22 protein-coding genes are annotated in these 25,724 nt (G+C 52.5%); 20 read left to right on the top strand and 2 right to left on the bottom strand.

Annotation, left to right across the window (positions count from 1 at the left end; genetic code table 11):
* Window positions 1–7: 7 nt before the first annotated feature.
* Both JMF85_RS21815 and JMF85_RS21810 read right to left on the bottom strand, forming a co-directional pair.
* Window positions 8–1,033, bottom strand: a complete 1,026-nt coding sequence (locus tag JMF85_RS21815; RefSeq protein WP_127606575.1) for a cytochrome d ubiquinol oxidase subunit II — start codon at window positions 1,031–1,033, stop codon at window positions 8–10.
* Window positions 1,026–2,387: a cytochrome ubiquinol oxidase subunit I gene (locus JMF85_RS21810; protein ID WP_201318884.1), complete on the bottom strand. Its 1,362-nt coding sequence runs from the start codon at window positions 2,385–2,387 to the stop codon at window positions 1,026–1,028. The genes JMF85_RS21815 and JMF85_RS21810 overlap by 8 nt, the downstream gene beginning before the upstream one ends.
* Window positions 2,388–2,600: 213 nt before the next feature.
* Between JMF85_RS21810 and JMF85_RS21805 the strand changes: the two genes are divergently transcribed.
* The 20 genes from JMF85_RS21805 (at window position 2,601) to JMF85_RS21710 (ending at window position 25,722) form a co-directional block, all read left to right on the top strand.
* Window positions 2,601–3,554, top strand: coding sequence for an MBL fold metallo-hydrolase (locus tag JMF85_RS21805; protein ID WP_127606571.1), 954 nt, complete (start codon window positions 2,601–2,603; stop codon window positions 3,552–3,554).
* A gap of 86 nt (window positions 3,555–3,640) precedes the next feature.
* Complete coding sequence (locus JMF85_RS21800; protein ID WP_127606569.1) at window positions 3,641–3,850, top strand: hypothetical protein; 210 nt, start codon at window positions 3,641–3,643, stop codon at window positions 3,848–3,850.
* A gap of 287 nt (window positions 3,851–4,137) precedes the next feature.
* Window positions 4,138–5,442 (top strand): RNA polymerase factor sigma-54, encoded by a 1,305-nt coding sequence (rpoN, locus tag JMF85_RS21795; protein ID WP_127606567.1) that lies wholly within the window; start codon window positions 4,138–4,140, stop codon window positions 5,440–5,442.
* Between the two features lie 114 nt (window positions 5,443–5,556).
* Window positions 5,557–7,524: a sigma 54-interacting transcriptional regulator gene (locus tag JMF85_RS21790; protein ID WP_201318883.1), complete on the top strand. Its 1,968-nt coding sequence runs from the start codon at window positions 5,557–5,559 to the stop codon at window positions 7,522–7,524.
* Between the two features lie 419 nt (window positions 7,525–7,943).
* Window positions 7,944–9,221, top strand: coding sequence for an ABC transporter substrate-binding protein (locus JMF85_RS21785; RefSeq protein ID WP_201318882.1), 1,278 nt, complete (start codon window positions 7,944–7,946; stop codon window positions 9,219–9,221).
* Between the two features lie 96 nt (window positions 9,222–9,317).
* Entirely contained in the window at window positions 9,318–10,187 is an 870-nt protein-coding gene (locus JMF85_RS21780; RefSeq protein ID WP_054798896.1) for a branched-chain amino acid ABC transporter permease, read from the top strand.
* A 4-nt stretch (window positions 10,188–10,191) separates the two neighbouring features.
* Window positions 10,192–11,175 carry a branched-chain amino acid ABC transporter permease gene (locus JMF85_RS21775; RefSeq protein WP_141334561.1) on the top strand — a complete coding sequence of 328 codons (984 nt, stop codon included), beginning with the start codon at window positions 10,192–10,194 and terminating at the stop codon, window positions 11,173–11,175.
* 4 nt (window positions 11,176–11,179) lie between these two features.
* Window positions 11,180–11,956, top strand: coding sequence for an ABC transporter ATP-binding protein (locus tag JMF85_RS21770; protein WP_127606557.1), 777 nt, complete (start codon window positions 11,180–11,182; stop codon window positions 11,954–11,956).
* Window positions 11,940–12,641, top strand: a complete 702-nt coding sequence (locus tag JMF85_RS21765; protein ID WP_127606555.1) for an ABC transporter ATP-binding protein — start codon at window positions 11,940–11,942, stop codon at window positions 12,639–12,641. The genes JMF85_RS21770 and JMF85_RS21765 overlap by 17 nt, the downstream gene beginning before the upstream one ends.
* A gap of 18 nt (window positions 12,642–12,659) precedes the next feature.
* A complete protein-coding gene (locus JMF85_RS21760; protein ID WP_201318881.1) occupies window positions 12,660–13,727 on the top strand; it encodes a zinc-binding dehydrogenase in 1,068 nt (355 codons plus the stop codon).
* Window positions 13,728–13,743: 16 nt separating this feature from the next.
* Window positions 13,744–15,198, top strand: coding sequence for an aldehyde dehydrogenase family protein (locus tag JMF85_RS21755; protein WP_201318880.1), 1,455 nt, complete (start codon window positions 13,744–13,746; stop codon window positions 15,196–15,198).
* A gap of 48 nt (window positions 15,199–15,246) precedes the next feature.
* Window positions 15,247–16,599, top strand: a complete 1,353-nt coding sequence (locus JMF85_RS21750; RefSeq protein WP_201318879.1) for an MmgE/PrpD family protein — start codon at window positions 15,247–15,249, stop codon at window positions 16,597–16,599.
* 195 nt (window positions 16,600–16,794) lie between these two features.
* Window positions 16,795–17,556: a fumarylacetoacetate hydrolase family protein gene (locus tag JMF85_RS21745; RefSeq protein WP_127606549.1), complete on the top strand. Its 762-nt coding sequence runs from the start codon at window positions 16,795–16,797 to the stop codon at window positions 17,554–17,556.
* A gap of 54 nt (window positions 17,557–17,610) precedes the next feature.
* A complete protein-coding gene (locus JMF85_RS21740) occupies window positions 17,611–18,525 on the top strand; it encodes a hydroxymethylglutaryl-CoA lyase (RefSeq protein WP_196426850.1) in 915 nt (304 codons plus the stop codon).
* A 47-nt stretch (window positions 18,526–18,572) separates the two neighbouring features.
* On the top strand, window positions 18,573–19,358 hold the full coding sequence (locus JMF85_RS21735; protein ID WP_127606545.1) for an enoyl-CoA hydratase/isomerase family protein: 786 nt from the start codon (window positions 18,573–18,575) through the stop codon (window positions 19,356–19,358).
* Window positions 19,359–19,395: 37 nt separating this feature from the next.
* Window positions 19,396–20,553, top strand: a complete 1,158-nt coding sequence (locus JMF85_RS21730; RefSeq protein ID WP_127606543.1) for an acyl-CoA dehydrogenase family protein — start codon at window positions 19,396–19,398, stop codon at window positions 20,551–20,553.
* 71 nt (window positions 20,554–20,624) lie between these two features.
* Window positions 20,625–21,722, top strand: a complete 1,098-nt coding sequence (locus JMF85_RS21725; RefSeq protein WP_054795375.1) for a CaiB/BaiF CoA transferase family protein — start codon at window positions 20,625–20,627, stop codon at window positions 21,720–21,722.
* A gap of 88 nt (window positions 21,723–21,810) precedes the next feature.
* Entirely contained in the window at window positions 21,811–22,569 is a 759-nt protein-coding gene (locus JMF85_RS21720) for an electron transfer flavoprotein subunit beta/FixA family protein (RefSeq protein ID WP_127606541.1), read from the top strand.
* A 15-nt stretch (window positions 22,570–22,584) separates the two neighbouring features.
* Window positions 22,585–23,556 carry an electron transfer flavoprotein subunit alpha/FixB family protein gene (locus tag JMF85_RS21715; RefSeq protein WP_127606539.1) on the top strand — a complete coding sequence of 324 codons (972 nt, stop codon included), beginning with the start codon at window positions 22,585–22,587 and terminating at the stop codon, window positions 23,554–23,556.
* 45 nt (window positions 23,557–23,601) lie between these two features.
* Entirely contained in the window at window positions 23,602–25,722 is a 2,121-nt protein-coding gene (locus JMF85_RS21710) for a (Fe-S)-binding protein (protein WP_127606537.1), read from the top strand.
* The last annotated feature ends 2 nt before the right edge of the window (window positions 25,723–25,724 follow it).

Here is a 25,724-nt window from a genome sequence, read left to right as displayed (position 1 = left end):
TGTCCGGCTATTCTTGGCGCAAATAACGCTTGTCCTTCAAAAACAGTTTCCAAAACAGGTAGAAAGCCGGGCCGAGAATGAGCAGTCCGATGACATAGGCGACAAGCAGAGCCCGGAATGTGCTGGGATTGGTGAACCCTTCCTCCACCGTCAAGTACGGATAGATGATGTACGGAAGATGCGAGAGGCCGTAGCCGATGCTGGCGAAGGCGTACTGGACGATAATCGCCGTGAACGCGACTCGCGGCACACCCGGCCCGCCATCCGGCCGGCCCCACAGCAAAGCCGTGTATCCAAAGACGAATGCGAGAATCGAGAAGATGAACCACAGGCTGTTGCGTTCGATGGCTTCCACGATCCAGTACGCCTCCGGCACCATGCCAAAGGTGGTGATGACCGCAAAAAACAGCGTGAAGGGACCGAGCCAAATCGCTGCTTTGCGGTACAGCCTGTAAGCCCCGTTGTCTCCCGATTCGTTGGAGTAATCGGCCAGAAACAACGCGGCCAGGTAGAGCTCGGTGGACAAGCCGAAGCCCAGGTGGGTCCAAAGCGTCCGGGAAGCCAGCAGCTGGCCGAAATGCAGCGAAGGCACGCCATCCACGATGTCGATGAAGCCGCCTAGCGAAATCGGCAGTACGGCTACAAGCAATCCGGGGATAAGAAGACCGGTCACGCCGGAGACGACGTTAAGCTCTTTGCCGTATCTTTTGGAGGAATAAGCGTATACCATAAAGCTGCTTCGGATCAACAGCAGGATCAGAACCAAGCTCACCGGCAGCAGCAGGGCGGTTCCCAGCATGGCGACGGCCTTCGGGAAAAAACCGACCAGCGCGACCACCACCAGAACGAGAAACGTATTGGTTACTTCCCAGGTCGGCGACAAGAATCGGTTCGCCAGCGCCCCCGCATTCGTCGCGTCGCTGCGGCCGAATACCATCCCCCAGAAGCCAGCCCCGAAATCGATGGAGCCCAGAATGGAGTATACGAATAACAGCAGCCAGACGAGCATAATCGCGAGTGTCGGTTCAGACATGAGTCCGTACCCCCTCATCGTCCAGCACCGGCATCTGCGGGTTCAGCTCTTTGGAGGCCGGATGGCGCTTGAAGTAGTAGAGCAGGACGAAAGCGGTCAGAAACAGCAGAATCACGTAAATGCCTACAAATAGCGCGAACAGCAGTCCCAGGTTGCCCGTTTTGGTGGCGGCATCCTTCGTGAGCTGCATGTGGTAAATCGTCCACGGCTGGCGGCCGGTGCAGCTGAAGATCCAGCCCGTTTCGATGCCGATAAGAGATAGCGCGCCCGAGCTTGCGAGAAGCCACAGCCCCCATCGGGGCAGCGTCCGCTTCAGCACGTAACGCCAAACCAGGGCGCCGAAGGACAAGCCGATGAGCACCATGCCGATCACGACCATAATATTGAACAGCGTATGAATATAAAGCGGCGGCCACAGCTCTTCGGGGTATTCGTTCAATCCCTTCACGACCGTATCGAAGCTGTTGCCCGCCAGGAAGCTGAGCGCCCCCGGAATTTCGATGCCGCCCTTCACTTCTCCCGATTCCGGGTCGGCCACCCCAAATATAGCGAGCGGCGCATGGTCCGTCGTTTCGAACAGTCCCTCCGCGGCGGCCAGCTTCTCCGGCTGGTAATGGTGCAGCATTTGCGCGGTGGCGTGCCCGTTCAACGCCGTGAACAACGAGAGCGCCCCGCCCACGACCAGCCCGAGCAGCAGGCTCCGGGAATGGTATTCGCGCTCTTCCGCCGATCTCCCCCGTTTCAACAGCTTATAAGCGGCCAACGACACGATGACGAACGCTCCCGTCATATAGGCGGAAGATAGGACATGCAGCGCCGTCGTATAGAGGCTCGGGCTGAAGATCGCCGCGATCGGGTCCACGTTCGAGACTACGCCGTTCACGAGATCGAATCCCCGCGGCGTATTCATCCAGGCATGGGCGTCTGTGATGAGGACGGCGGACGCACTGGCTCCCAAGGCAACGAAAAAGACGCTGACGATGCGAAGCAGCGGCGAGAGTCTATCCGCGGCGTACACATAGATCGACATGAATAAAGCTTCAAGCAGGAAAGCCCAGATTTCCACCTGAAAAGGCACGGCGATCACCTGGCCCACGATGGCCATAAAGCCGGGAAACAGCAAGGACAGCATGACCCCGACGATCGTGCCCGATGGAATCGCCACCCCCAGGATGATAGCAAAGCCTTTGGTCCAGCGCTTTGCCAGAATGGCATAATATTTATCTTTCCGGATATGGTACATCAGCTCCGCGAATAAGACCATGATGGGGATTCCAACCCCGAGCGTCGCAAAAATAATATGAAATGCCATTGAAGTGCCGAACAGAGCGCGGGCCAATACAACGTTATCCATTGTTTAAACGCTTCCCTTCAAACCACCGTTGGAATGTGTTCCTTCATCGAAGTTAATATGAACGGAAATGTCCCAGAATATGCATAAATATCCTGTAACGGATTTTCAAACCAACAAAGCTCGAAGAGATGATGATTGTTTATTCGGAACGAGGAGGATAGAATAGACAGAGAATGATTTTCGGGGAAGAGACGGAAGGGACGAGGGAAGTTCATGCTAATTCCAGTAGCAAGTCATATCGATAAAGTGGTCATTGCATTCCCGCAAGGCGGGGACGTCAATTGTTATCTCCTGAAGGGGGAAAGCGGGTACACCCTGGTCGATACGGGAATTCATTCCGAATCGGCGATCCAGCAATGGGAGAACGTGCTCGCGAACGGACTGACGATCGACAAGGTCGTGCTTACGCACACGCATCCCGATCATATCGGATTGGCAGGCTGGTTTCAGAAGCGCCTGGGGGTTCCTGTTATCATGTCGCGGATCGGGTACGAGACGATGCGCAAGGCCTATGAGCTATGGCTGGCCTATGCGGACGGCGAGAATGAGCCGTATCGGTTTTTACTGAAGCATGGCGGACCTGCCGTGCCGTACAAGCGAATGCTGAAGCAAGCGAGCGCCGGGTTTATGGAACCTGACGGACTCTTCGAGAACGGAGAGGAAATCCGCCTTGGCGACGGCATGTATGAAGCGTTATGGACACCTGGACATGCATTCGATCATTATTGCTTTTACGATCGCGAGAACGGCCGCCTGCTTGCAGGTGACCATGTGCTCGGCGATATTTCGCCCGTGATCACGCTTTGGTCCGATGACGGGGGAAATCCGCTTGAAGATTATTTCCGATCCTTGGAACAGATAGAGAAGATTTCGGCAGAGCTTGTCCTTCCTGGCCATGGGGGGCTAATTTCCGATTTGAAGCAGCGGGTATCGGAGATCCGGGACGGTCATCATGTTCGCATGCGCCAAATCATCGATATTCTCGGAGAAGAGGAAATGACCGCGGGAGAAGTGAGCCGAATCGTATATAACAACCAGGATGACAACGCCCGATTCATGATGGAAATTCAGTCGTCGCTCGCCCGTTTGACTTACCTTGAATCGCGGGGAGAGGTGTCTTCACGGCTTCAGGACGGGAAGGTGTTATTTGGCATCGCCCGATCCTGATGTTGTTTTGTAAATCCAATGTCAAAAAATTGTCCAGGACTTGGGGCCGGTCGCCAAAAAGGACCGTTTCTGCAAGAAACAACCCTTTGGCTAGAGAGCAAGTTGCCGATTGGATGGAAGAGACAATGAATGAAGTGGGGGGAGACGGCTTTCTCTTAAGTCCAGCCTATTTGCCCGGTTCGGTGGAAGAGTTTGTGGAGTTGGTTGTGCCGATTTTACAAAAACGCGGGTTGGCCAGGACGGAATATGTTGAAAACGGAACATTGAGGGATAATATGAGGGCGCTTAACGCCTAAAAACGCATTGTATCTACCAGAAGATCAAACAGGAGTTTAATGGCAGTAATTTGAAAAACCTTTGCCGGAAATATGCGCCCGAGCGATCGGCAAGTGCGTCATATCCTTAACACGCCATAGTATGCGAATCGCCTGAAAAGCAGGGGTGCAAAGACACCCCTGCTTTCACTTCGATTTTGACAGCTATTTTGAGAAAACAACCCTCCGGAATAATTAATGCTTCCAATTCCAAGGGTCGTTATATTATAATTAGCAAAAAAGAAAGCGCTAACAGAGGAGGCGGGAAGATGGAACTAGCGTTGACGTCCGCGCAGCACCAGAAGCTGTCGATCACGCCGCAGCTGCGGCAATCGATGGAAATTTTGCACATGTCCTCGCTTGACTTGAGCGAGTATATAAGGGAGCACACGGCCGATAATCCTTTTATCGAAATAAACGCCGATCCCTATAAAGCAAAGTTCGGCCCATCTATGAAATATAGAAGCCTCTCCCCGAATGAATGGTGGTTAAATAGGAATCACAAGACTGAGAGCACCCTGGAGTCGGCTCTTCTGGAACAAGTGAAATATTTGAACCTCGACAAAGTAACCTTCGAGTTATGTACGCTTGTCATCGGCAGTCTGGATGAGAGGGGATACTTGCTTCAACAAAAGGAATGGATCGTCGAGCGTCTGGGCGTTTCGATCGAACAGGTAAACCATGCGGTGCAAATTATACAAAGCCTGGAGCCCTATGGTCTGGCTGCTTCTTCGCTGGAGGAATGCCTGCTTATTCAATTAGACCAGCTGGGGGATACGGATACGTTAATTCGCGATTTGGTCCGGTATGATCTGATGAGCATCGCCAAAGGCAAGATCCAGCAGTTGGCTAAAAAATACGCGACGGATGCTGCCGACATTCAGCAAAGGATCGACCGGATAAGCAAGCTCAACCCAAAGCCAGGCTCGATATTCAGTAATGAAAATCCTCATTATATCATTCCGGATCTTGTTCTGAAGAATACCGGACATACGATACAGCTATTCATCGAAGAACAATCCCTTCCCCAACTTTCATTAAATACCTACTATCTCGACATGATGAAACAAAACGATTCGAAGGAAGTATCCGGTTACCTGAAGAAAAGATGGCAAGCCGCCAAATGGGTGATGCAATGTATCGATCAAAGAAAAATGACGCTCTTGAGAGTAGCCGGCGTTATTTTTGAAAGGCAATCCGAATTTTGCAGGAAAGGTCCGTCATTTATTCAGTCCATATCCATGAAGCAAGTCGCCGATATGCTGGACATCCATGAATCGACGGTTAGCCGCTCGGTCAACAACAAGTATGTCATGACGCCATGGGGATTGTATGAATTGAAGCATTTCTTTACCTCCTCCATTAAGCAGTCGGACGGGGAATCCGTATCCGCGGTACAGATGAAAGAACGGATTCGCGAAATCATCCGACAAGAAAATAAGTTGGCCCCGCTGTCGGATCAAAAAATTGCCGAGTATTTGCAAAAGGAAGGGCTCACGATTTCGCGACGAACCGTCACGAAGTATCGGGAGGACTTGAACATATTGTCGACCGCCCAGCGGAAAAAGTATTGAGCGGTTGCAGGGTTGGCATCGGGCAGCCGCCGTCATCCATAAGAAGAGCCGTTTTCTTCCTTCCATGGGAGGCTGTTACCGGCTCTTCTTTTACGCTTGAAGGAGGGATCGAGTTTGTCTACGGTAATTTTTACTTCGCCCTATCATGAAATGACGGTCATGGCCCATAAAGTGGCTAAAGAACTGAAATTGGAAATGACGATTGTGGAAACGGCGCTGGACGAAGCGGTGGAGATGGTCCGACCGTTCGTTCATCGGGACGGAGATGCCATTCTGGTGAGCAGAGGGGCCACGGCCAACCTGTTGGAAAAGGAATTTCCCGCCGTGAAGCTGTTAAGGGCGGAGTCGACGGAGTTCGATGTCATCTGTGTGCTGCATGAAGCCAAGAAAACTGGGAAACGGACAGGTTTGCTCTGGTCCAAGGAAGAGGAAATGAGATATAAATTGGACCATCTCATCCAAATTATCGGCATGGAGGTTTCTTATTATTTTTTTGAGAATTCGCTTGACTTTGCCTATCAAGTGGACCGGGCTAAATATGACGGCATGGAGATTATGATCGGCGGAGGATTGCGCGGCAAGCAAATGTGTGCGGAACGGGGAATCGGCCATATCAACGTGATTCCCGGTCTATCGACGATCCAGCAGGTGTTAGCCAGGGTTTGCGATATTTTGCATACAAGGGCGAAGGAAAAGCAGGTCTCTGAATTTATCCAAACCGTCATCGATTTGTCTCATGAAGGAATTATAGCCATCGACGAGCATGAACAGATTGTGGTGTTTAATCCGAAGGCCGCGCAGTTTTTTGGCGTTCAGGCTTCCGAGGTGTTGTACAGGAAGTTGACCGAGATCCATGAATCCGCGAGGTTCGGCAAGCTGTTCGGCGGGCCGGTGAACAGTCTGGAGGAAATTCAAGAAATATCCGGCATCACGCTTTTGGTGAATCGGGCGTCCTACATGGTCACCGGCGAGAACAAAGGAATCGTCGTCACCTTCCGGGATGCGACTCAAATTCAAGAATCGGAGCAGCGCATCAGGCGCAAGCTGTACTCCAAGGGGCTAGTGGCGAAATATACGTTTGACGACATCTTATATACCAGTGTGCCGATGAACCGGCTCATCCAAAAAGCGAAAAAATATGCTCATGTCGATTGCAACGCTTTAATCATCGGCGAAAGCGGCACCGGCAAGGAACTGATGGCGCAAAGTCTTCACAATGCACATCCCGAGAGGAAAAACGGACCTTTCGTCGCCGTCAATTGCGCCGCGCTAAACGATCAATTGCTTGAAAGCGAATTGTTCGGATATGAGCCGGGCATGTTCACAGGCGCGCAAAAGCAGGCCAAGCCCGGTTTATTCGAGCTGGCGCACGGTGGAACTATCTTCCTGGATGAGATCGGTAAAGTTTCCATGGATCTTCAGGATAAGCTGCTGCGGGTGATCCAGGAGCGGGAGATTCGCCGGATCGGGGGGGAACGTAACATTCCGATAGATGTACGGGTCATTGCGGCCGTTAATGACGATATCCATGAGCTGATTGAGAAAGAGAAGTTCAGGTCTGACCTGTATTACCGTCTGGAGGTGCTAGTCTTGCCTATCCCACCGTTGAGGGACAGGATTGAGGACATTCCGGATCTGGTCAATTTCATGTTGAAAAAATATGCCCTCAAATACGGCAAGCGCGTTGCGCCTCTGCGGGAAGACCTGATTCGCCAATTGTGCGCTTACAACTGGCCGGGAAACCTGCGGCAGATGGAGAATATCGTAGAACGGTGCATGGTTATGGCGGACAATTCGGACGAATTGTCCACGGTTCTGATCCAAAACTTACAGGATGAATTCGGCAGAAACGAGGTCCGACAGGCTGATCCTCCGAAGGTTGACCAGCCTGACCCGGCCGATTCCCATACGCTTGCGGTAACCATTGGGACAATGGACGACATGCAGCGAAGCTTAGTGAAGCAGCTGCTGGAGAGAAGGGAGTATACCAAGACTCAATTAGCCAAAAAATTAGGAATCAGCAGAACAACCTTATGGAAATTGCTTCAGGAAGGCGACGATATCCTCATGCTGGACGGCTAGGGGGGTCTAACTGTTCGGCAGACGGTATGACATGGTGCGGTGATCTCTTCCCGGTACATGCCACGGAGAGGTCACTGTTTTTTTTCTTGGCTGTTCACTTTATTGACAAAGCCGAATCCTATTCACAATTTAAACAATAACCGTTTGTATGTTCATATATTTAACAGAATATGTTTAAAATGAGAACAATTCTGTTGTGAATAAAAAAATCCCGGTCATTTTTGTTGGCATGCTACTTGCTTAATAATTAGTATTAGAAGAACTTGCTTTGATAAAAGGGGCTTCTAGAGGAATGGGGGTGACGTTAACCAATTTGATAGCGCTTTCAATTATTTCTTAAAGGTGGAACGACTGACTTGATGACTAGAGGAACTGGCAGGCAAGCGAGCGGGGAATTTCATTAAAATGGAGGTTCTGAGATGAAAAAGAATACATTATCCAAGCTTTTGGCTGTCGGTCTGGCAGCGGTGCTGACGTTAACCGCTTGTTCGGGGGGAAGTCCCGCAGGCGGCAGCTCCAAGAGCGGCGGCCCGCAAAGCGGAGGAACGGCACAGCTGGCCCAAGGGGTCTCGGAGAAAGAGATTCTTGTCGGTCATCTAGCGCCCCAGAGCGGTGTTTCCGCTGTCTATGACTTGATCCGGCAAGGGATTCAGGCCTACTTCAACTATACAAACGAACAAGGAGGCGTACACGGCCGCAAGCTGAAGCTGATAGCTTATGACGACGGGTATCAGCCGGCGAAAACTGTACAGCTTGTCAAAAGACTCGTAGAAGAAGATAAGGTATTTGCCTTGCTGGGCAGTGCATGCACACCGTGCAATGCGGCCGCACAGCCTTATCTTACGGAAAAAGGCACGCCCGTCATCATGGTCAGCACGGGAGCCAAGCGCTTCGTCGACCCGCCGGTTAAAAATTACTTCGGCTCCTCCTTTCTCAATTATCGCGTAGAAACGAAAGTGTTTATGGACTACACCGTGAATAAGCTCGCTAAAAAACGGATCGCGATCGTGTATCAAAACGACGACTTCGGAAAAGAAAATTTGGAAGCCAGCCATGAGGCCGTGAAAAATTACCCCGGTGTTGAAATTTTAGGAGAAATTCCTTTTGTCGTATCCGATCCCGATATGAGCTCCCAAGCGCAAAAGATCAAGCAGCTCAACCCTGAGGCCATCATCATGTTCGGCCCGCCCAACCCGGTGGCCAACTTCAAGAAAGAACTGCATAAATACGGGATAAAAGATACTCCTTTTATTGTTTCTTCCATTGGAGCGAACGATCTTAATTTATTCAAACTGGCAGGAAGCGACGTCTGGGCGGGGACCATTAGCTCCGCGGTCATTCCTATGCCGGACGCCGTGGACGATCCGGGGATGAAGCTGTACGTAGAGCGTTTCTCGAAGGACTTCACGGGCTCCTCCTACCATGGATTCGCCCAGTGGGGATGGTCCGCAGCGCAAGTCATGGTAGAAGGACTGAAGCGAACCGGACCGGACATCACTTACGATAAATTTTTCGACGCTATGCATACATTCGATAACTGGAAGGGATCCATGTATTCGGGCGTCACCTTCGCGCCGGATAACCATTACGGACTGACGAGTATGTTCATTACACAGGCCGTCGACGGGAAGATCATTCCGATTTCCAAAACGATCAACTTCAACCCGAAAACCAATGAGATCACTTATGAAAAATAAAGCATAAACAGAGCATCGCGGAACGGAAAGGAAGTGTCCGGTCTTTCAACGGACCGGACACGGCAGCAAGGTTAATGAAAGGCGGGATGGACGCATATGCTTCAACTCATTGTGAGCGGTCTTATTTTTGGCTGCATTTATGGACTCGCGGCTTTGGGGATTGTGCTGATCTTCAAAACCACGGATATCGCCAATTTTGCGCAGGGTGAAATGGCCATGATTACAACTTTTGTCAGTTTTATGTTTTTGACGAAGCTGGAACTCCCGTATCTGATTTCGTTTATTTTAGCTTTGGTTTTTGCCGGTATATTCGGCACTGTTGTCCACCGGATATTTATGAAACCGATTCAATCGGCGCCGCCCTTGAATCAAATCGTGCTGACGCTAGGGCTGTTTCTGGCGTTCAACGGGGTGGCCGGTTTGATCTGGGGGCACACCCCGGCTCCATATCCGCCGGCATTTGCGGGAGACCCGTATGATCTGGGCGGCGTGTTCATCTCGATGAACGAAGTTTTCGTCATTGGCGTTACGGTGATCCTGATGTTTGGATTTTTCCTGCTCTTTCGCTTCACGGCAATCGGGCTCGCCATGCGCGCGTCCTCACAGGATAGCATGGCGTCGGAGTTGATGGGCATCAAAGTTTCCAGCGTCTTTACATGGACCTGGGGAGTAGGAACCGTCCTCGGCGGGGTGGCGGGAATGCTTACCGCTCCGTTCACCTTTCTTCAACCGAGCATGATGGCGGACGTGCTGATTATGGGGTTTGCGGCAGCGGTATTGGGAGGTTTCATCAGCCTTCCCGGAGCGGTTATCGGCGGCTTGATTATCGGCGTTTTTGGCAATTTGATCAGTTTTTATGTATCGCCCGAGATGAAATTGGTTTACACGTTCCTGCTGATCATCGTCGTTCTGTATATTCGACCGACCGGCTTATTTGGCGGAAACCAGTACTTGAAGAAGGTGTGAAGACATGCTGAGAAACCATTGGGTCAAAAAGGTCTTGCTGGCGCTGGTTGTCCTGCTGATGGCGGTCTACCCGCTGCTCGTTGGCTATTCGAACTATTTCCTGACGCTGTTCAGCATCACCTGCATCTATATTATTTCTTCGTTATCGCTCAACATCCTGGTCGGTTACGGGGGGCAGGTGTCCGTTGGTCATGCGGGATTTCTGGTGATCGGGTCGTATACGGTAGCCATATTAGGGGAAAGAGGAGTTCCATTCTTCGTATCCTTCCTGATGGCGGGCATCGTCAGCGGGGTGATCGGGCTGCTGATCGGCCTGCCCGCTGTGCGGCTTCGCGGTCACTTTCTGGCTGTGGCTACGCTCGGCTTCGGGCTGTCGGTGCCGTTGCTGGTTCTGAACTGGGATTCTTTAACGAAAGGCTATCAAGGCATGGCCGTATCGAGACCCGTTTTTCTATCCTCCGATATCGAATTTTTCTATGTGATCGTCGCCGTGACGGTTCTCGTCACCTGGTTCATCCGCAACATTGTCGCAAGCAGTCTGGGCAGGGCTTTCGTGGCCATCCGGGATAGCGAGGTGGCGGCGCAGGCGATGGGCATTCATGTCGCGTTGTATAAAACCGTCATGTTCGTCATCAGTGCCTTCTTCACCGGATTGGCGGGCGGGTTGTATGCCTACTGGCTGGGCTACATCAGTCCGAGCGATTTTTCGGTGACCACATCCTTCCTCTTGCTGGCGATGATCGTGGTTGGGGGACTGGCCTCCATACCCGGCGCCATCATAGGCACGATTTTGTTTTCGGTGCTCCCTCATTTCACGGAACATCTCATTGGCATGCACAGCATCGTGATCGGTTCGGCGATGGCGTTAATTATTTTATTACGGCCGGCAGGGCTTGTGTCCTTGAAGGGGCTTTTCAAGCGGAAGCTGAATAAAACCGTGGCGGAAGACCGTAACTCATGGTTATCGCAACAGGCAGGAGGTGAATAGGCGTATGCTGACGTTCCGTCATGTAACGGTAACTTTCGGGGGAATTAGAGCGATTAACGACCTCTCGTTTGAAGTGCCCAAGGGGGTAATTTACTCGCTCATCGGACCTAACGGGGCTGGCAAAACGACCGTGTTTAATTGCATCAGCCGATTCTATACGCCGATGTCCGGTGAGATCGTATTCAACGGGGAAGATCTGAACAAATACAAGCCGCATCAAGTCATCCGGAAAGGGATCGCCCGAAGCTTTCAAAATGTGGAGTTGTTCAAAAAAATGACGGTCATGGATAACCTCCTGACGGGTTACCATCCCAGAATGAAGAAAAATATCGTCTCCATCGCTCTGAATTTACCGGCCAATCGGGCCAGTGAACGGAATGCGGTGAGAAAAGCGCATGAAGTGTTGGAGCTGCTCAATATTTCCCATCTTGCCGGTGAAGAAGTATCGAACCTGTCCTTCGGCTATCAGAAGATGGTTGACATCGGGCGGGCGATGATGGCCGACCCGAAGATGATTCTGCTTGACGAACCGGTAGCCGGGATGAACCCGGTGGAGACGGAGCGTATCAGCCATCTCATTGTGCAATTGAAGAAGGAGATGGGTTATACCGTTCTGCTGATTGAGCATGACATGTCGTTGGTCATGAAGGTTTCCGATTATGTCACGGTCATGAACTTTGGGGAAAAAATAGCCGAAGGCCAGCCCAAGGAGGTCCAGAACGATCCGGCTGTCATTGAAGCGTATTTAGGGGAGGTGGATAGCTTTGTTAAAACTTCATGACATCCATGTTTACTATGGGCATGTCCATGCCTTGAAGGGTATTTCCCTGGAAATACCGCAAGGAAAGATCATTTCCTTGCTCGGGGCCAACGGCGCCGGGAAGTCGACTACCTTGAAGATGATTTCCCGTCTGATTCCGCCCAAGCAGGGAAGCTATGACCTGGAAAGCGAATCTATGCTGAAAAAAACGCCCAGCGATCTCGTGAAGCGCGGGGTGATACACTGTCCGGAAAACCGAAGGCTGTTCCCGCTGCTGACCGTTGAAGAAAACCTCCGCATCGGCTCTTTTACCCGAAAGGACAAGAAGGTGGCGGCCGATCTGGAGAAGGTGTTTGCCTACTTCCCGCGGTTGAAGGAACGGCTGAACCAATACGCCGGCACTTTAAGCGGCGGCGAGCAGCAAATGCTTGCCATTGCTAGGGCTTTAATGGGAAATCCGAAAATTTTACTGCTCGATGAGCCATCCCTTGGCCTCGCGCCCAATATCATTCGTGACATCTTCCAAATCATTATGAGAATCAATGAGGAAGGGACGATGATTCTGCTTGTGGAGCAGAATGTCCATTTGGCGCTGGAAATATCGCATTATACGTACGTGCTGGAGAACGGCAGAATCGCACTGGAGGGCGAATCCCGGCACATTAAAGAAAACGACAAAATCCGCCAGCTTTACCTTGGGGCATAAAGGATGAGGTGCTAGCACATGAAGGGTAAAATTGTTTATCAGACCGAACCGATGAAAATTGAGGTTCGGGAACATGAGTTTTCCGAGGAAGTCGAAGCGGGCTCCTTGCTGCTGGAGGTGCTTCAAACGAACGTATGCGGTTCGGAACTGCACGTGTTTAAAGGCCATCACCCTACCTTGAAGTGCGGAGTCATCGGTCATGAAATGATAGGCCGGATTGCCAAGCTGGGGGACAACGTAAAGACGGACAACGCGGGCAATCCGGTGCAGGTAGGGGATCGCGTCGTGCCGGTCTATTTTGTAACCTGCAATCAATGCAGAGAATGCTTGGCAGGTAATCTCCATCATTGCATTCATATGTATAAATACCAGGGGCAGAGCGGAACATTCGCCTCTTATTACACGGTTCACCACGATCAATATTTTTTCAAAGTGCCTGACGGCGTGTCCAATGCGGAAGCGGCCAGTGCGAACTGCGCTTTCGCCCAAATCTTATTCGGCCTTGACAAAATCCATATCAACCCGGGCGATTCCATCGTTATTCAAGGGGCCGGCGGATTGGGATTAACCGCTTGCGCCGTCGCCAAGGAGAGAGGGGCTAAAGTGATCGTGATCGACAGCGCGCCCTCGCGTTTAGTTACGGCTAAGAAATTCGGAGCAGATGAGCTTATCGATATGAACGCCTACGATACGCTGGATGCAAGAGTGAACCGCGTCAAGGAGCTGACCGGCGGCTGGGGGGCCGATTTTGGCTTGGAGGTAGCCGGCGTTCCCGATGCGTTTAGCGAAGGCATCCACCTTGTGAAGCAGAATGGCAAATATGTCGTCATGGGAAATATTACGCCGGGGCATACGACGGCATTTGATCCCGGTTTGCTGGTCCGGAAAGCCATTGAGATTATTCCTGCCAATCGCTATAACCCGGAGTATCTGTATAAGTCCTTGCAATTTTTAGAGAGAAACGCAGGGAAATATCCGTTTGCCGGCTTGTTGGACGCTGCATTCTCCTTGGAAGAAGCGACGCTTGCTCTGGAGAAATCCGCAAACCGTGAAGTAACGAGAGCCACAATTCTAGTAAATAAATAATAAGGAGTGAGGGCGAATGGATCGACAAATCGCTTTGCAGGAAACATATGGGCATTTCATTGGCGGTCAATGGGTGGAGCCGGCCAATCATCAATATTTTGAAGGGGTGGACCCTTCTACCGGGAACAAGATTGCGAGCTTTGCCCGCGGGAACAAGGAGGATATCGAGCGCGCCGTCCACAGCTCGGAAGAAGGGTTTCAGGCTTGGTACGCCTTGAAGCCGAGTGCCCGCGGACAAATTTTAAACCGCGTGGCCCAGCTTTTGCGTAAATACAAACAAGATTTTGCTTACATGGAAACGATCGATACCGGGAGACCGCTCGTTTTTTCAGCATCTTTGGTAGAAACGAGCGCCAGGTATTTCGAATATTTGGGCGGGGCGGCGGACAAAATTTTCGGCGAGGTGATCCCGGCCAGCAACGAACACCTGACGTATACATATCGCGAGCCGTATGGGATAACGGGACATATTACGCCATGGAACGTGCCCATTACGCAGGCGGCGAGAGGAGCGGCCAGCGCGCTTGCCGCGGGGAATTCCGTCGTGATGAAGCCTGCCGAGCAGGCCTGCCTTTCTACGTTGGAGCTGGCTAAGCTTTGCGTAGAGGCGGGGATGCCGCCCGGCACTTTCAATGTGGTCACGGGCTACGGCGAGGAAGCAGGCGCCCCGCTCATCAACCATCCTGCGGTACGGAAAATCGCTTTTACAGGCTCGGTCGAAACCGGACAAATCGTCATGCGGGCCGCCGCCGATCGGATTGTTCCCGTTTCCCTGGAGCTGGGCGGTAAATCGCCGAATATCGTGTTTGATGATGCGGATTTACATCCGGCTGCGGCAGGTTCCTTGCGAGCCTTTACATTTAATACCGGCCAGGTGTGTTCGGCGGGTACGCGCTTAATCGTCCAGCGTTCGATCCTGCCTGCCTTTGTCGAACAATTAATTGAAGAAGCCCAACAAATAAAGATCGGGTATGGCATCGATAATCCGACGATCGGTCCTTTGGTTTGTGAAGAGCAGCTGCACCGCGTGCTCCGGTATGTGGAAATCGGCAAACAAGAAGGAGCCCGGTTAGTTTACGGCGGCAGCCGCATGCAAGAAGAGAAATTGAAAGACGGCTATTTCATGCAACCTACCATTTTCACGGATGTTACAAACACGATGACCATTGCCCGGGAAGAGATATTTGGCCCTGTCGTCGTCGTCATTCCCTTTGATACCGAGGAGGAAGCGATTCGATTGGCCAACGATACAGAGTTCGGTCTGGCGGCTGCAGTATGGACGGAAAATATACACCGGGGGCATCGTGTCGCCAAACAACTGCAGGCCGGCCAAGTTTATATTAACGATTACAGTCCGATCGATGTGGAAGCCCCTTTCGGAGGGTACAAGAAAAGCGGAATCGGCCGGGAAAAAGGCTTGGAATCGCTGCACACGTATACCCAAGTAAAAGCGATAAGCGTTAAGCTGTAAAAATTTCTTATACGCTCCGGTCTGGAGGGCGGTGGAGGATGGATCGATATGAGCTTGGTTGATGAGATGGCGAAGTTTACAGTAAGCGAAGCAGTCGGGAAGATCGGGGAGAACCACCGCCGGCGTGCGATTGAGCATATCCTGGATACCCTTGGCGTCGGATTGGCCGGAAATACCGATCCGATCGCTTCCAGCCTGCTAACCTATACAGAACGCCTGGGAGAGCGGGGAGGCTATACCCTGCTGGGGAACGCGGTTTCTGCATCGTTGTTACAAGCTGCGTTTGTAAACGGGATTCTTTGCCACGCCCTGGATTATGACGATTCGTCCTGGCGGCTGATTGGGCACCCGAGTGCCGTCGTTCTTCCTTCCGTCATGGCAACGGCAGAAAGCATGGATGCCGGCGGACGGGAGCTCGTAACGGCTTATTTGATCGGAACCGAAGTTTCCTGCAAAATCGGGGCAGCGGCGGAGCCGGAGCTTTATCAGGCCGGCTGGCACGCGACCGGCGTCGTCGGCGTTCTGGGCGCAGCGGCGGGAGCGGGGTATTTGCTTGGTTTGAGTCTCGACCAGATGATCCATGCTTTGGGGATAGCCGCGTCCTCGGCTAGCGGCTTGAGGCAAAATTTCGGCTCCATGACCAAGCCGTTCCACGCCGGAATCGCCGCCCGCAATGGAGTTAACGCCGCCTATTTGGCCCAATGCGGCTTTACCTCCAATCCGGAAGCGTTGGAAGGAAAAACAGGTTTTTTCGCCAACTTCGCCAATAAACAACCGGTGTTGAAAGAAAGCATGGGAGAACCCTTCGACCTCTTGCAGCCCGGTTTTTTTGTCAAGCCGTATCCGTCGTGCGCAGCTACCCATACGGCCATTGACGCCATGCTGTCGCTGGTCAAGGAGTATGGATGCCAAGCGGACCAAATCGAGAGCATCTATGCGGGCTGCGGTCCGGTCGGGCCGATCATGCTGGTTCACAACCGGCCGCTTCAAGGGACCGAGGGAAAGTTCAGCATGCCCTTTGTTCTCGCGGCCGCAGTGGCGGACGGCGAGGTGGGGCTGGATACGTTTACCGATGACAAAGTGAACGATCCGGTCATTCGGGCGCTCATGGAGAAGGTGGAATTTGGAATCGATGAGCAATATCGGACCCGAAGCGTGGAAGAGGCCCCTGCTCTCATTCGGGTCAAGCTGAAGGACGGGAGGGTGCTGGAAAGGAGCAAGCAAATGGCCGACGGCAGCCCGGAGCATCCCCTTAGCTATGAAGCGTTAATCGGCAAATACCGGGATTGCGCAGGGCGGGTACTCACCCCTGACCGTGTCGAACGCAGTCTGGAAAAGATTGTATTCCTGGACAGCCTGCCGCGTATTTCTTCCCTGACGACAGAACTGAGACCCGGCTGAGTTCCAGATAGGGATGTTCACTTTTTTAACAACTTTAACGACGGGCGAGATGAGTTCAAATAATGAACATCCTTCGTTCAATATTTGCACAGCTTAACGGTACGAGGCTGGAAAAACCCGCATGAAACGGTTGGCATGATACTTGCAATATGAATAATCATAACGAAGATTATTATTCCAGGAGGTAGAAGGGACATGATCGTTCGATATCAGGTTCAAGATGAAGTTTGTTACGGCTGGCTGCAGGAAGGGGAAATCGCCAAGCTGCAGGGCGATATTTATGGGGAATATGCTCGCGGCGAAGCGCGGACGCCTCTAAGCAGGGTCAAGCTGCTGTCTCCCGTTCAGCCATCCAAAATCGTTTGTGTCGGCTTGAATTATGTCGACCATGCGAAGGAAGTCAACCTGGATCTTCCCAAAGAGCCGCTGCTCTTTCTGAAGCCGTCCACCACGGTGGTCGGACCTGGAGACCCGGTCATCTACCCCGCCCAAAGCAAACGTCTCGATTATGAAGCGGAGCTGGGGGTGGTTATCAAGAAAAAGGCTTACCGGATTCGTGAGAACGAAGCAGCGGATTATATCCTAGGCTATACATGCGCGAACGATATTACGGCCCGGGATATCCAGTTTGCGGACGGTCAATGGACGAGGGGGAAATCGTTCGATACGTTTTGTCCGATCGGTCCCGGCATCGTTCCGGGTATCGATCCGTCCGGCCTGGAGATCAAGCTGACGGTAAACGGTGAAGTGAAACAGAGCTCCAATACGAAAAACCTGATTTTTTCCGTCCCTTATCTGGTTCATTATATCAGTCAGGTCATGACGCTGCTGCCGGGCGACGTCATCATCACAGGAACTCCTGCAGGCATCGGGCCTATGCAAATCGGCGACGAAGTAAGCGTTTATATCGAGGGAATCGGCGAGTTGAACAACGATATCGCCGGCGATGAGCGGTAGCGAAGGGCGAGTCAGGGGACCGCTCATGAAAGGTGAACAGGAAGGGGAATGAAAGTGTCTGACAATCGCGTATGGATTTCGGATGTATGTCCGAGGGACGGGTTTCAAATTGAGCCCGAGCTCGTCCCGACCGAGGTCAAAATTAAGGTGATCGACGCTTTATCGGCTGCAGGAGTTACCGCGATCGAAGTTACAGCGTTCGTACATCCGAAAGCGGTTCCGCAGATGGCCGATGCGGAGGAAGTGATGCTGAACATCAAGCGAAATCCGGGCACCCGCTATGAGGTGCTGGTGCCCAATTATCGCGGGGCGGAGCGCGCCCTAAGGACCAATCCCGATCAGCTCAATTTGGTCGTATCGGCGAGCGAGAGCCATAACCGCTCCAATCTGCGCCGTGGGACCTTTGAAACGTTGAACGAATTTGTGGAGGTTGCCAAACTGTGCGCCGAAGCGGGAGTGCCGGTGCGGGGCGGTGTCGCGACATCGTTCGGTTGTCCGTTCGAAGGGAAGGTTGCCCGGTCTCGCGTACTCGAAGTGATTGCTCAATACCTGGATTTGGGAGCGGAGTCGGTTACGCTCGCCGATACGACCGGAATGGCCAATCCCGAGCTGGTCCGGGAAACGGTTCGAGACGTGAAAGCGAAATGGCCGCATCTGGAAATTCATATGCATTTTCATAATACGCGGGGAATGGGGTTGGCCAACGTTTATGCGGCCTATGTGGAGGGAATCCGTCATTTCGACGCTTCCTTAGGGGGCATTGGTGGTTGTCCTTTTGCGCCGGGGGCAACGGGAAATATTTGCACCGAAGATACGGTGAATATGTTTCATGACATGAATATCGCAACAGGCATAGATCTGGATCAGCTGTTGGCCGCAAGCCGCCGTTTGGAGCGGCAGCTGGGTCATCAGCTGCCGAGCCAAGTGTTGAAGGCAGGTAAAACGATGGAGCTGCACCCGCATCCCTAAGGGAATAGTAAAGCCCGGACCCGACGATCGGGAAAGAGGAGGATCTGATGAACGGTTTGCTGGAGGAAAGAGTGGAGCAGGGCGCTGTTGCGGTGCTTACGTTACATCGCCCGGAGGTCATGAACTCGATTAACACCGAATTAGGGTTCGCGTTAAGAGATGCGCTGGACCGATTAAACGAGGATGCATCGGTTCGGGTTATTGTTTTCACGGGTGCAGGCGAGAGGGCCTTCTGCACCGGCGGGGATTTGAAAGAACGAAATCAAATGACCAATGAGCAGTGGCTTAAACAGCATCGGCTGTTTCAAGACGTATTCCGCAAAATTCGTCAATCCGACAAGCCGGTCATTACGGCGGTCAACGGGTTTGCTCTCGGAGGCGGGTGCGAATTAGCGTTAAGCGGTGATTTTGTATATGCTTCGAAATCCGCCAAGTTCGGGTTACCCGAAGTGACGCGCGGCATAATCCCCGGGGTGGGCGGAACGCAGACGATTGGAAGATTCCTTCCCCGGGGGCTTGCCCTGGAGCTGCTGTTGACAGGGAAACCTCTCTCCGCGGAAGCAGCGTTCGAATATGGAATGGTCAATAAACTGCTTGAGCCGGGTGAATTGTTGAAGGAGACGCTGCAAGCAGCCCAGACGATTGCGCAAAATTCGCCCTTGGCGGTAAGAATGGCCAAAAAAGCATTTCGCTTGGGCATCGATCTTCCGCTGGAGGAAGGGATCGAACTCGCCCTTGAGTGCTACAACCGCACCATTGTGCACCCGGACCGGGAAGAAGGGATTCGGGCATACAACGAAAAAAGGCCGCCCGTATTCCTGGATATCGTCTGAGTCTATAACAAAATCCAACTGAAACGAGGAGAAAACTATGAAATCGACGGAAAGCGAACACCAGATCATACGGGAAAGCATACGCGCTTTATGCAAGAAATTCCCCGATGCTTACTGGAGAGACAAGGATGCGCAGCATCAGTACCCGGAAGAGTTTATTGACGAGCTGACCAAGGAAGGATGGTTGTCGGCGTTGATTCCCGAACAATACGGGGGCTCGGGTCTCGGCATGATGGAAGCCGGCATTATCCTGGAGGAAATTAACCGCAGCGGCTGCAATGCGGCGGCGGGCCATGCTCAGATGTATACGATGGGGGCTTTGCTTACGCACGGAAACGAGGAGCAAAAGCAAAGGTGGCTTCCCCAAATCGCCTCAGGTGAAGTTCGGCTGCAGGCGTTCGGCATTACCGAGCCGACGGCCGGATCGGATACGACGAGCATCACGACGTTTGCCGAAAGAAAAGGGGACCGGTATGTGATCAAGGGCCAAAAAATTTGGACCTCCCGGGTGCAGCATTCCGATTTGATGATGGTGCTTGCGCGCACCACGCCTAAAGACAAGGTGGCGAAGAAAACGGACGGACTTAGTTTGTTTATTCTCGACTTGCGGGAGCAGGAGGGGAAAATTCAGGTCAGGCCGATCGAAACGATGATTAATCATGAAACGAATGAGGTGTTCTTCGAAGGGGCGGAAGTGCCGGTAGAAAATTTGATCGGCGAAGAAGGCAAAGGATTTAAATATTTGCTGAGCGGGGTCAATGCGGAACGGATTCTCATCTCTTCGGAATGTATCGGAGACGGCCTGTACTTTGTCGATAAAGCGGTGGAATATGCCTCCTCGAGAGTGGTATTCGGGCGTCCGATCGGACAAAATCAAGGCGTTCAATTTCCAATCGCGCAGGCTTATATGGATATTGAAGCGGCAACCTTGATGCGCAACCAAGCCGCCCGGGAGTTCGATCAGGGCGACACGCGCGGGCCGGAGGCGAATATCGCGAAATATTTGGCCTCCGAAGCATCCTGGAAGGCGGCCAATATGGCCATGAACACATATGGCGGATTTGGTTTTGCAACCGAATACAACATTGAGCGGAAGTTCCGTGAAGCCAGACTGCCGCTGGTCGCGCCAATTGCCAATAACCTGGTCGTCAGTTATGTCGCCCAGCATGTGCTCGGGCTGCCGCGCTCCTATTAAATTCCGGATTGCTGCGCGGCGATCGTCAGGGTGGGATCAAGCTTGAAGACTAACGCATTACAGGAGGGAATATGTGGCCTTTAGATGGAATTCGCGTCGTTGATCTTACGCAAAATGTCGCCGGTCCCTATACCGCTATGATATTGGCCGATCTAGGGGCATCCGTGACGAAGGTGGAGCCTCCGGGCGGGGATGCGACCCGCGGTTGGGGTCCCCCCTTCTGGGAAGAAGCCAGTCCGACTTTTCTTGCGTTAAACCGGAATAAAGCCCAAGTTTATCTCGATATCAAAACGCAAGAAGGAATAGATCAGCTGCATGGCCTTCTCCAGGATGCGGATGTGCTGCTGGTCAGCAGCCGCCCGGGAGCGATGGAACGTCAAGGATTGGACTTCGAAAGCTTGGCGGAAAGCTACCCCCGGCTTATTTACGGGGAAGTAACCGCATTCGGGAACCACGGCCCGAGACGGATGGAGGCCGGATATGATCCGCTGCTGCAGGCGATGGCGGGAATCATGAGCGTAACGGGTCATGAGGGTCAGGAGCCCGTTCGCGTAGGGACTTCCATCATTGACATGTCGACCGGCATGTGGCTGGCGCTAGGCGTGTTTGGGGCTCTGCGGCTGCGCGAGCAGACAGGAAGAGGACACCGGATCACCAGTTCGTTGTATGAAACGACGATCGCTTGGATGTGCTATCATATTCCGGCCTATTGGGCATCGGGCGTATCGCCCCAAAGATGGGGATCGGGACCGGCCATGATTGTCCCCTACGAGGCCTTTCCGACGCAGGACAAATGGGTTGTTATCGCTGCCGGCAACGATGGTTTGTTTCATAAGCTTTGCGGCGTTCTGGGCAGGGAGGAATGGATCGCCGACCCGCGTTTTGTCACCAATGCGGAGCGCGTCATCCATCGAAATGAACTAAGAGCCTTGATCTGTGATATTACCCGGCACGAGAGCTCGGCCTATTGGATCGAAACGCTGGTCAAGAACGGCATTCCGGCGTCGCCTGTCCTCAATGTGGCCGAGATGATGAAAGAGCCCCAGCTTGAAGCCAGCGGCATGATTCAATCTATTGGACACAGCCGGATCGCGGATTTTAAATCGGTAGGGCTGCCCTTGAAGATTGACGACGAACGTCCGCCGCTTCGAGTCCCGCCACCCTTGTAAGGGCACGCAGAGGGCTGTCTGATGTCCGCCCAGAACGGCCCTTGTCTTTTATAGACAGGAAGCAGCACCATCAAAGGAGGGGAACGGTTTGAACATTTGGGTTTGCTTGAAGCAAACGTTCGATACCGAAGAGAAGATCAAGCTGGTAAACGGTCAAGTGGTGGAAGACCAGGCCAATTGGGTGATTAATCCGTATGACGAATATGCGGTGGAAGAAGCGCTCAAGCTGCGCGAGCAATTCGGCGGCGACGTTACCGTCATCTCGGTCGGTCCCGCGCGCGTGGAAACGGCGCTTCGCCATGCACTCGCCATGGGAGCGGACCAGGCCGTCGTTATCAGCGGAGTGGAGGGGGACGAATATGTCGTCTCCAAAGCGTTGGCCCATTATTTGAAAGACAAGGAAATCGATATGATCCTTACGGGAAACCAGTCGGTCGATAACGGGGCGGGGCAAGTGGGGGTTCGTCTGGCGGAACAATTGAAGATCCCTTATGTCACATCGGTCGTCAAGCTGACCGTCGAACAAAACCAGGTGCAGTTGGAGCGGGATGTGGAAGGCGACATTTATCAAATCGAAGGCCAACTTCCGCTGCTTCTCACATGCCAGCAAGGACTCAACAATCCACGATATCCCTCGCTTCCTAACATTATGAAATCGAAGAAAAAAGCGATACATACGATCCCGTCCGATGCATTCGCCGGTATGGATCAGAACGCCAAGACGGAAACGGTGGACCGGTACTTGCCTCCTCAGCGAAAGGCGTGCCAATTCGTCCATGAAGGCGATTCGTCCGGTTCGGCGCGCGCACTCGTCAGCATCCTATTCGATAAAGCTGTTATCTATTAGGGAGGAGAACGTCTGATGAATAAAAAAGTGTTAGTGTTCGCGGAGTCGAAGGGCTCCGTCCTGCGCCAAGTATCGTTAGAGGCGCTGTCGCTCGGCAAACAAATCGCAGGTCAGGGCGAATTGATCGCCGCCGCATTCGGCAGCGGGGCCGACGGCTATGTGGAAGCGCTCGGTCAACATGGCGCGAATCAGGTATGGACCTTATCTGATGATCGGTACAACCGTTATCATTCGGATCTTTATTTTCATGCTTTCGTCCAAGTCATTCAAGAGACGAATCCGGATGTGATCATCGTCGGACATACGGCGAACATGAAGGACGTCGCACCGCGGATTGCTTCCCGGTTCGGATATGGCTTGATTACGGATTGCACCGGGGTGGAATTCGAAGGCGAGGAGCCGATTTATATCCGCCCGATTTATGCCGGGAAAGCTTTTGAGAAGAAACGGTTTACCTCCTCCGGGGCTATGTTTATTACGATTCGTCCGAACAATTTCAAGGTCGAGCCGTCCCCGACCCTGCCGGCAACGGTTCCGTTTCAAGCGGAGCCTGTCGATCTGCAAACCGTGATCCGCGAAATCGTGCTCAAATCGACCGGAGCGATCGATTTGGCGGAAGCCAAGATCGTCGTTTCCGGCGGGCGCGGCGTGAAGCATCCGGATGGATTCGAGCCGCTGCAAGAGCTCGCGTCCGTATTGGGCGGGGCCGTAGGAGCTTCCCGTGGGGCATGCGATGAAGGATACTGCGATTACGGCTTGCAAATCGGCCAGACGGGCAAAGTCGTCACACCCGATCTCTATATCGCATGCGGAATCTCCGGGGCGATCCAGCATGTGGCCGGCATGTCCAATTCGAAAGTGATCGTTGCGATTAATAAAGACCCGGAGGCGCCGATTTTCCAGATTGCCGATTACGGCATCGTGGGCGATCTGTTCGAGATCGTTCCATTGCTGACGGCAGAGTTTAAAAAGAAAATCGCCAATTGATTTGAAGTGATCGATTATATAGATTACATACGGGGAGAGATTGCGATGTGGGCTGGGGTCCAACTTTTATTGTTTTTGATAGTAACGGGAACCGGGCTTTATTTCGCTGCCAAAGTCATCTATGCCCGCTACAGTTATATACGATTAGGCCAGCCTGCATCCGTCCCCTATACGATTAAAGAGCGGTTGAAGGCGTTTGCCGCTGAAATTTTCGGTCAAACGAAGCTGCTCAAAGACCGGAAAAGCGGATGGATGCATGTCATCATCTTCTATGGCTTCTTGATTGTGCAATTGGGCGCCATCGACTTGATTTATAAAGGCATAGCCGGAAAGCCTTTGCCCATTCCGGGGTATTCCGTTTTTTCGCTGCTGCAGGAAACGACGGTCGTTCTTATCCTGCTCGCCACGGGCTATGCCGGATACCGAAGGTATGTCGAGCGAATCAAACGGCTTAAGCGGGGCTGGAAGCCGAGTATCGTCATCTTTTTCATTTTCTTTCTGATGCTTTCCGTTATGTTGTCTCTAGCTTTGGAGCGCGCTATGCTGCGGCATGTTGAATTTTCCTGGGACGCTCCCCTGTCTTCTCTGATGGCCATTCCGTTTCACGGTATGTCAGCAACGGCGAACCATGTTTTGTTTCTTGCCTGTTGGTGGATGCATCTGCTGATCCTCCTTTCCTTTGCAATCTACGTCCCGCAATCGAAGCATTTTCATATTATTGCGGCGCCGATCAACATATGGTTCAAGCGAAGCGAACCGGTCGGAAAGCTGAAAAGCATCGATCTGGAAGATGAGAACGCCGAATCGTTCGGGGTAGCGAAAATTGAAGATTTTAGCCAAAAGCAAATGCTGGATTTTTATGCGTGCGTCGAATGCGGCCGATGCACCAACGTTTGTCCCGCGTCGAACACCGGAAAATCTCTTTCTCCGATGCATATGATTTCCAAGATGCGCGATCACTTAACGGAGAAGGGCCAACGCTTAACGTCGCAATCCCCTTGGGTGCCAAGCTTTGTAATGGGCTACGAAGGCGTGCATACGTTCCGCAACGGGAGTCCGCACGGCTCTTTCCCGGAGCGCGACGGAACCGATATTGCGCCTACGATGCATTTGCAGCAAGCGGGCTGGTCGGTTTCGGATCAATCTATCGAAGACGTCAACTTGATCGGCGACGTCATGAGCGAGCAAGAAATATGGGAATGCACCACATGCCGGAATTGCGAGGATCAATGTCCGGTCGGGAATGAACATGTCGACAAAATTATCGATCTGCGGCGGCAGCTTGTCCTTATGCAGGGCAGCATCCCTTCGGGCGGGCAGCGTGCGCTCCAAAATATTGAAAGACAAAGCAATCCGTGGGGGTTCAGCCAAAAGGACCGTTTTAAATGGAAGCACGATTTCGTGGATTTGCACGTCCCCACGGTCCAAGAAAATCCCGACTTTGAAATTGTTTATTTTATCGGCTCGATGGGCTCTTATGACGCCAGAAGCAATAAGGTGACCCGTTCGTTCGTCCAGCTGCTCAACAAAGCGCAGGTCAATTATGCCGTGCTCGGCGAAGAGGAGAAAAATTCCGGCGATACGCCACGCCGGCTGGGCAATGAGTTTTTGTTTCAGGAGCTCTGCAAGGAAAATATGGAAACGTTCAAGAAATATAACGTAAAAAAGATTGTGACGGCTTGTCCGCATACGTATAACACGTTGAAAAACGAATACCCGGAGTTTGGGCTCGAAGCGGAAGTGTATCATCATACGGAATTGCTGGATGCATTGATCAAAGAAGGAAAGTTAATTCCCAAACGCGAAGTCAGGGAGCGGATTACTTACCACGATTCCTGTTACTTGGGACGGTACAACCAGGTGTACGATCAACCGAGGGACATCTTAAGAGCGATCCCCGGCGTGGAATTGGTGGAAATGGAGCGAACCCGCGAGAACGGGATGTGCTGCGGAGCGGGCGGCGGTTTGATGTGGATGGAAGAGACGGCCGGCAAACGCATTAACGTGGCGAGAATCGAACAGGCGATGTCCGTTAACCCGACAACGGTCAGCAGCGCCTGCCCCTACTGTCTGACGATGATGAGCGACGGGGCGAAGGTGAAGGGCATCGAGGAGCAAGTAAAGGCGAAGGATATCGCGGAAATCTTAGCGGAATCCGTTTTGTGAAA

This window comes from Paenibacillus sp. EPM92 (assembly GCF_016586185.1).
Taxonomy (GTDB): Bacteria; Bacillota; Bacilli; order Paenibacillales; family NBRC-103111; genus Paenibacillus_G; species Paenibacillus_G validus.
Note: the sequence above shows the minus strand (reverse complement) of the source record. Positions and strands in the feature narration are given on the sequence as shown.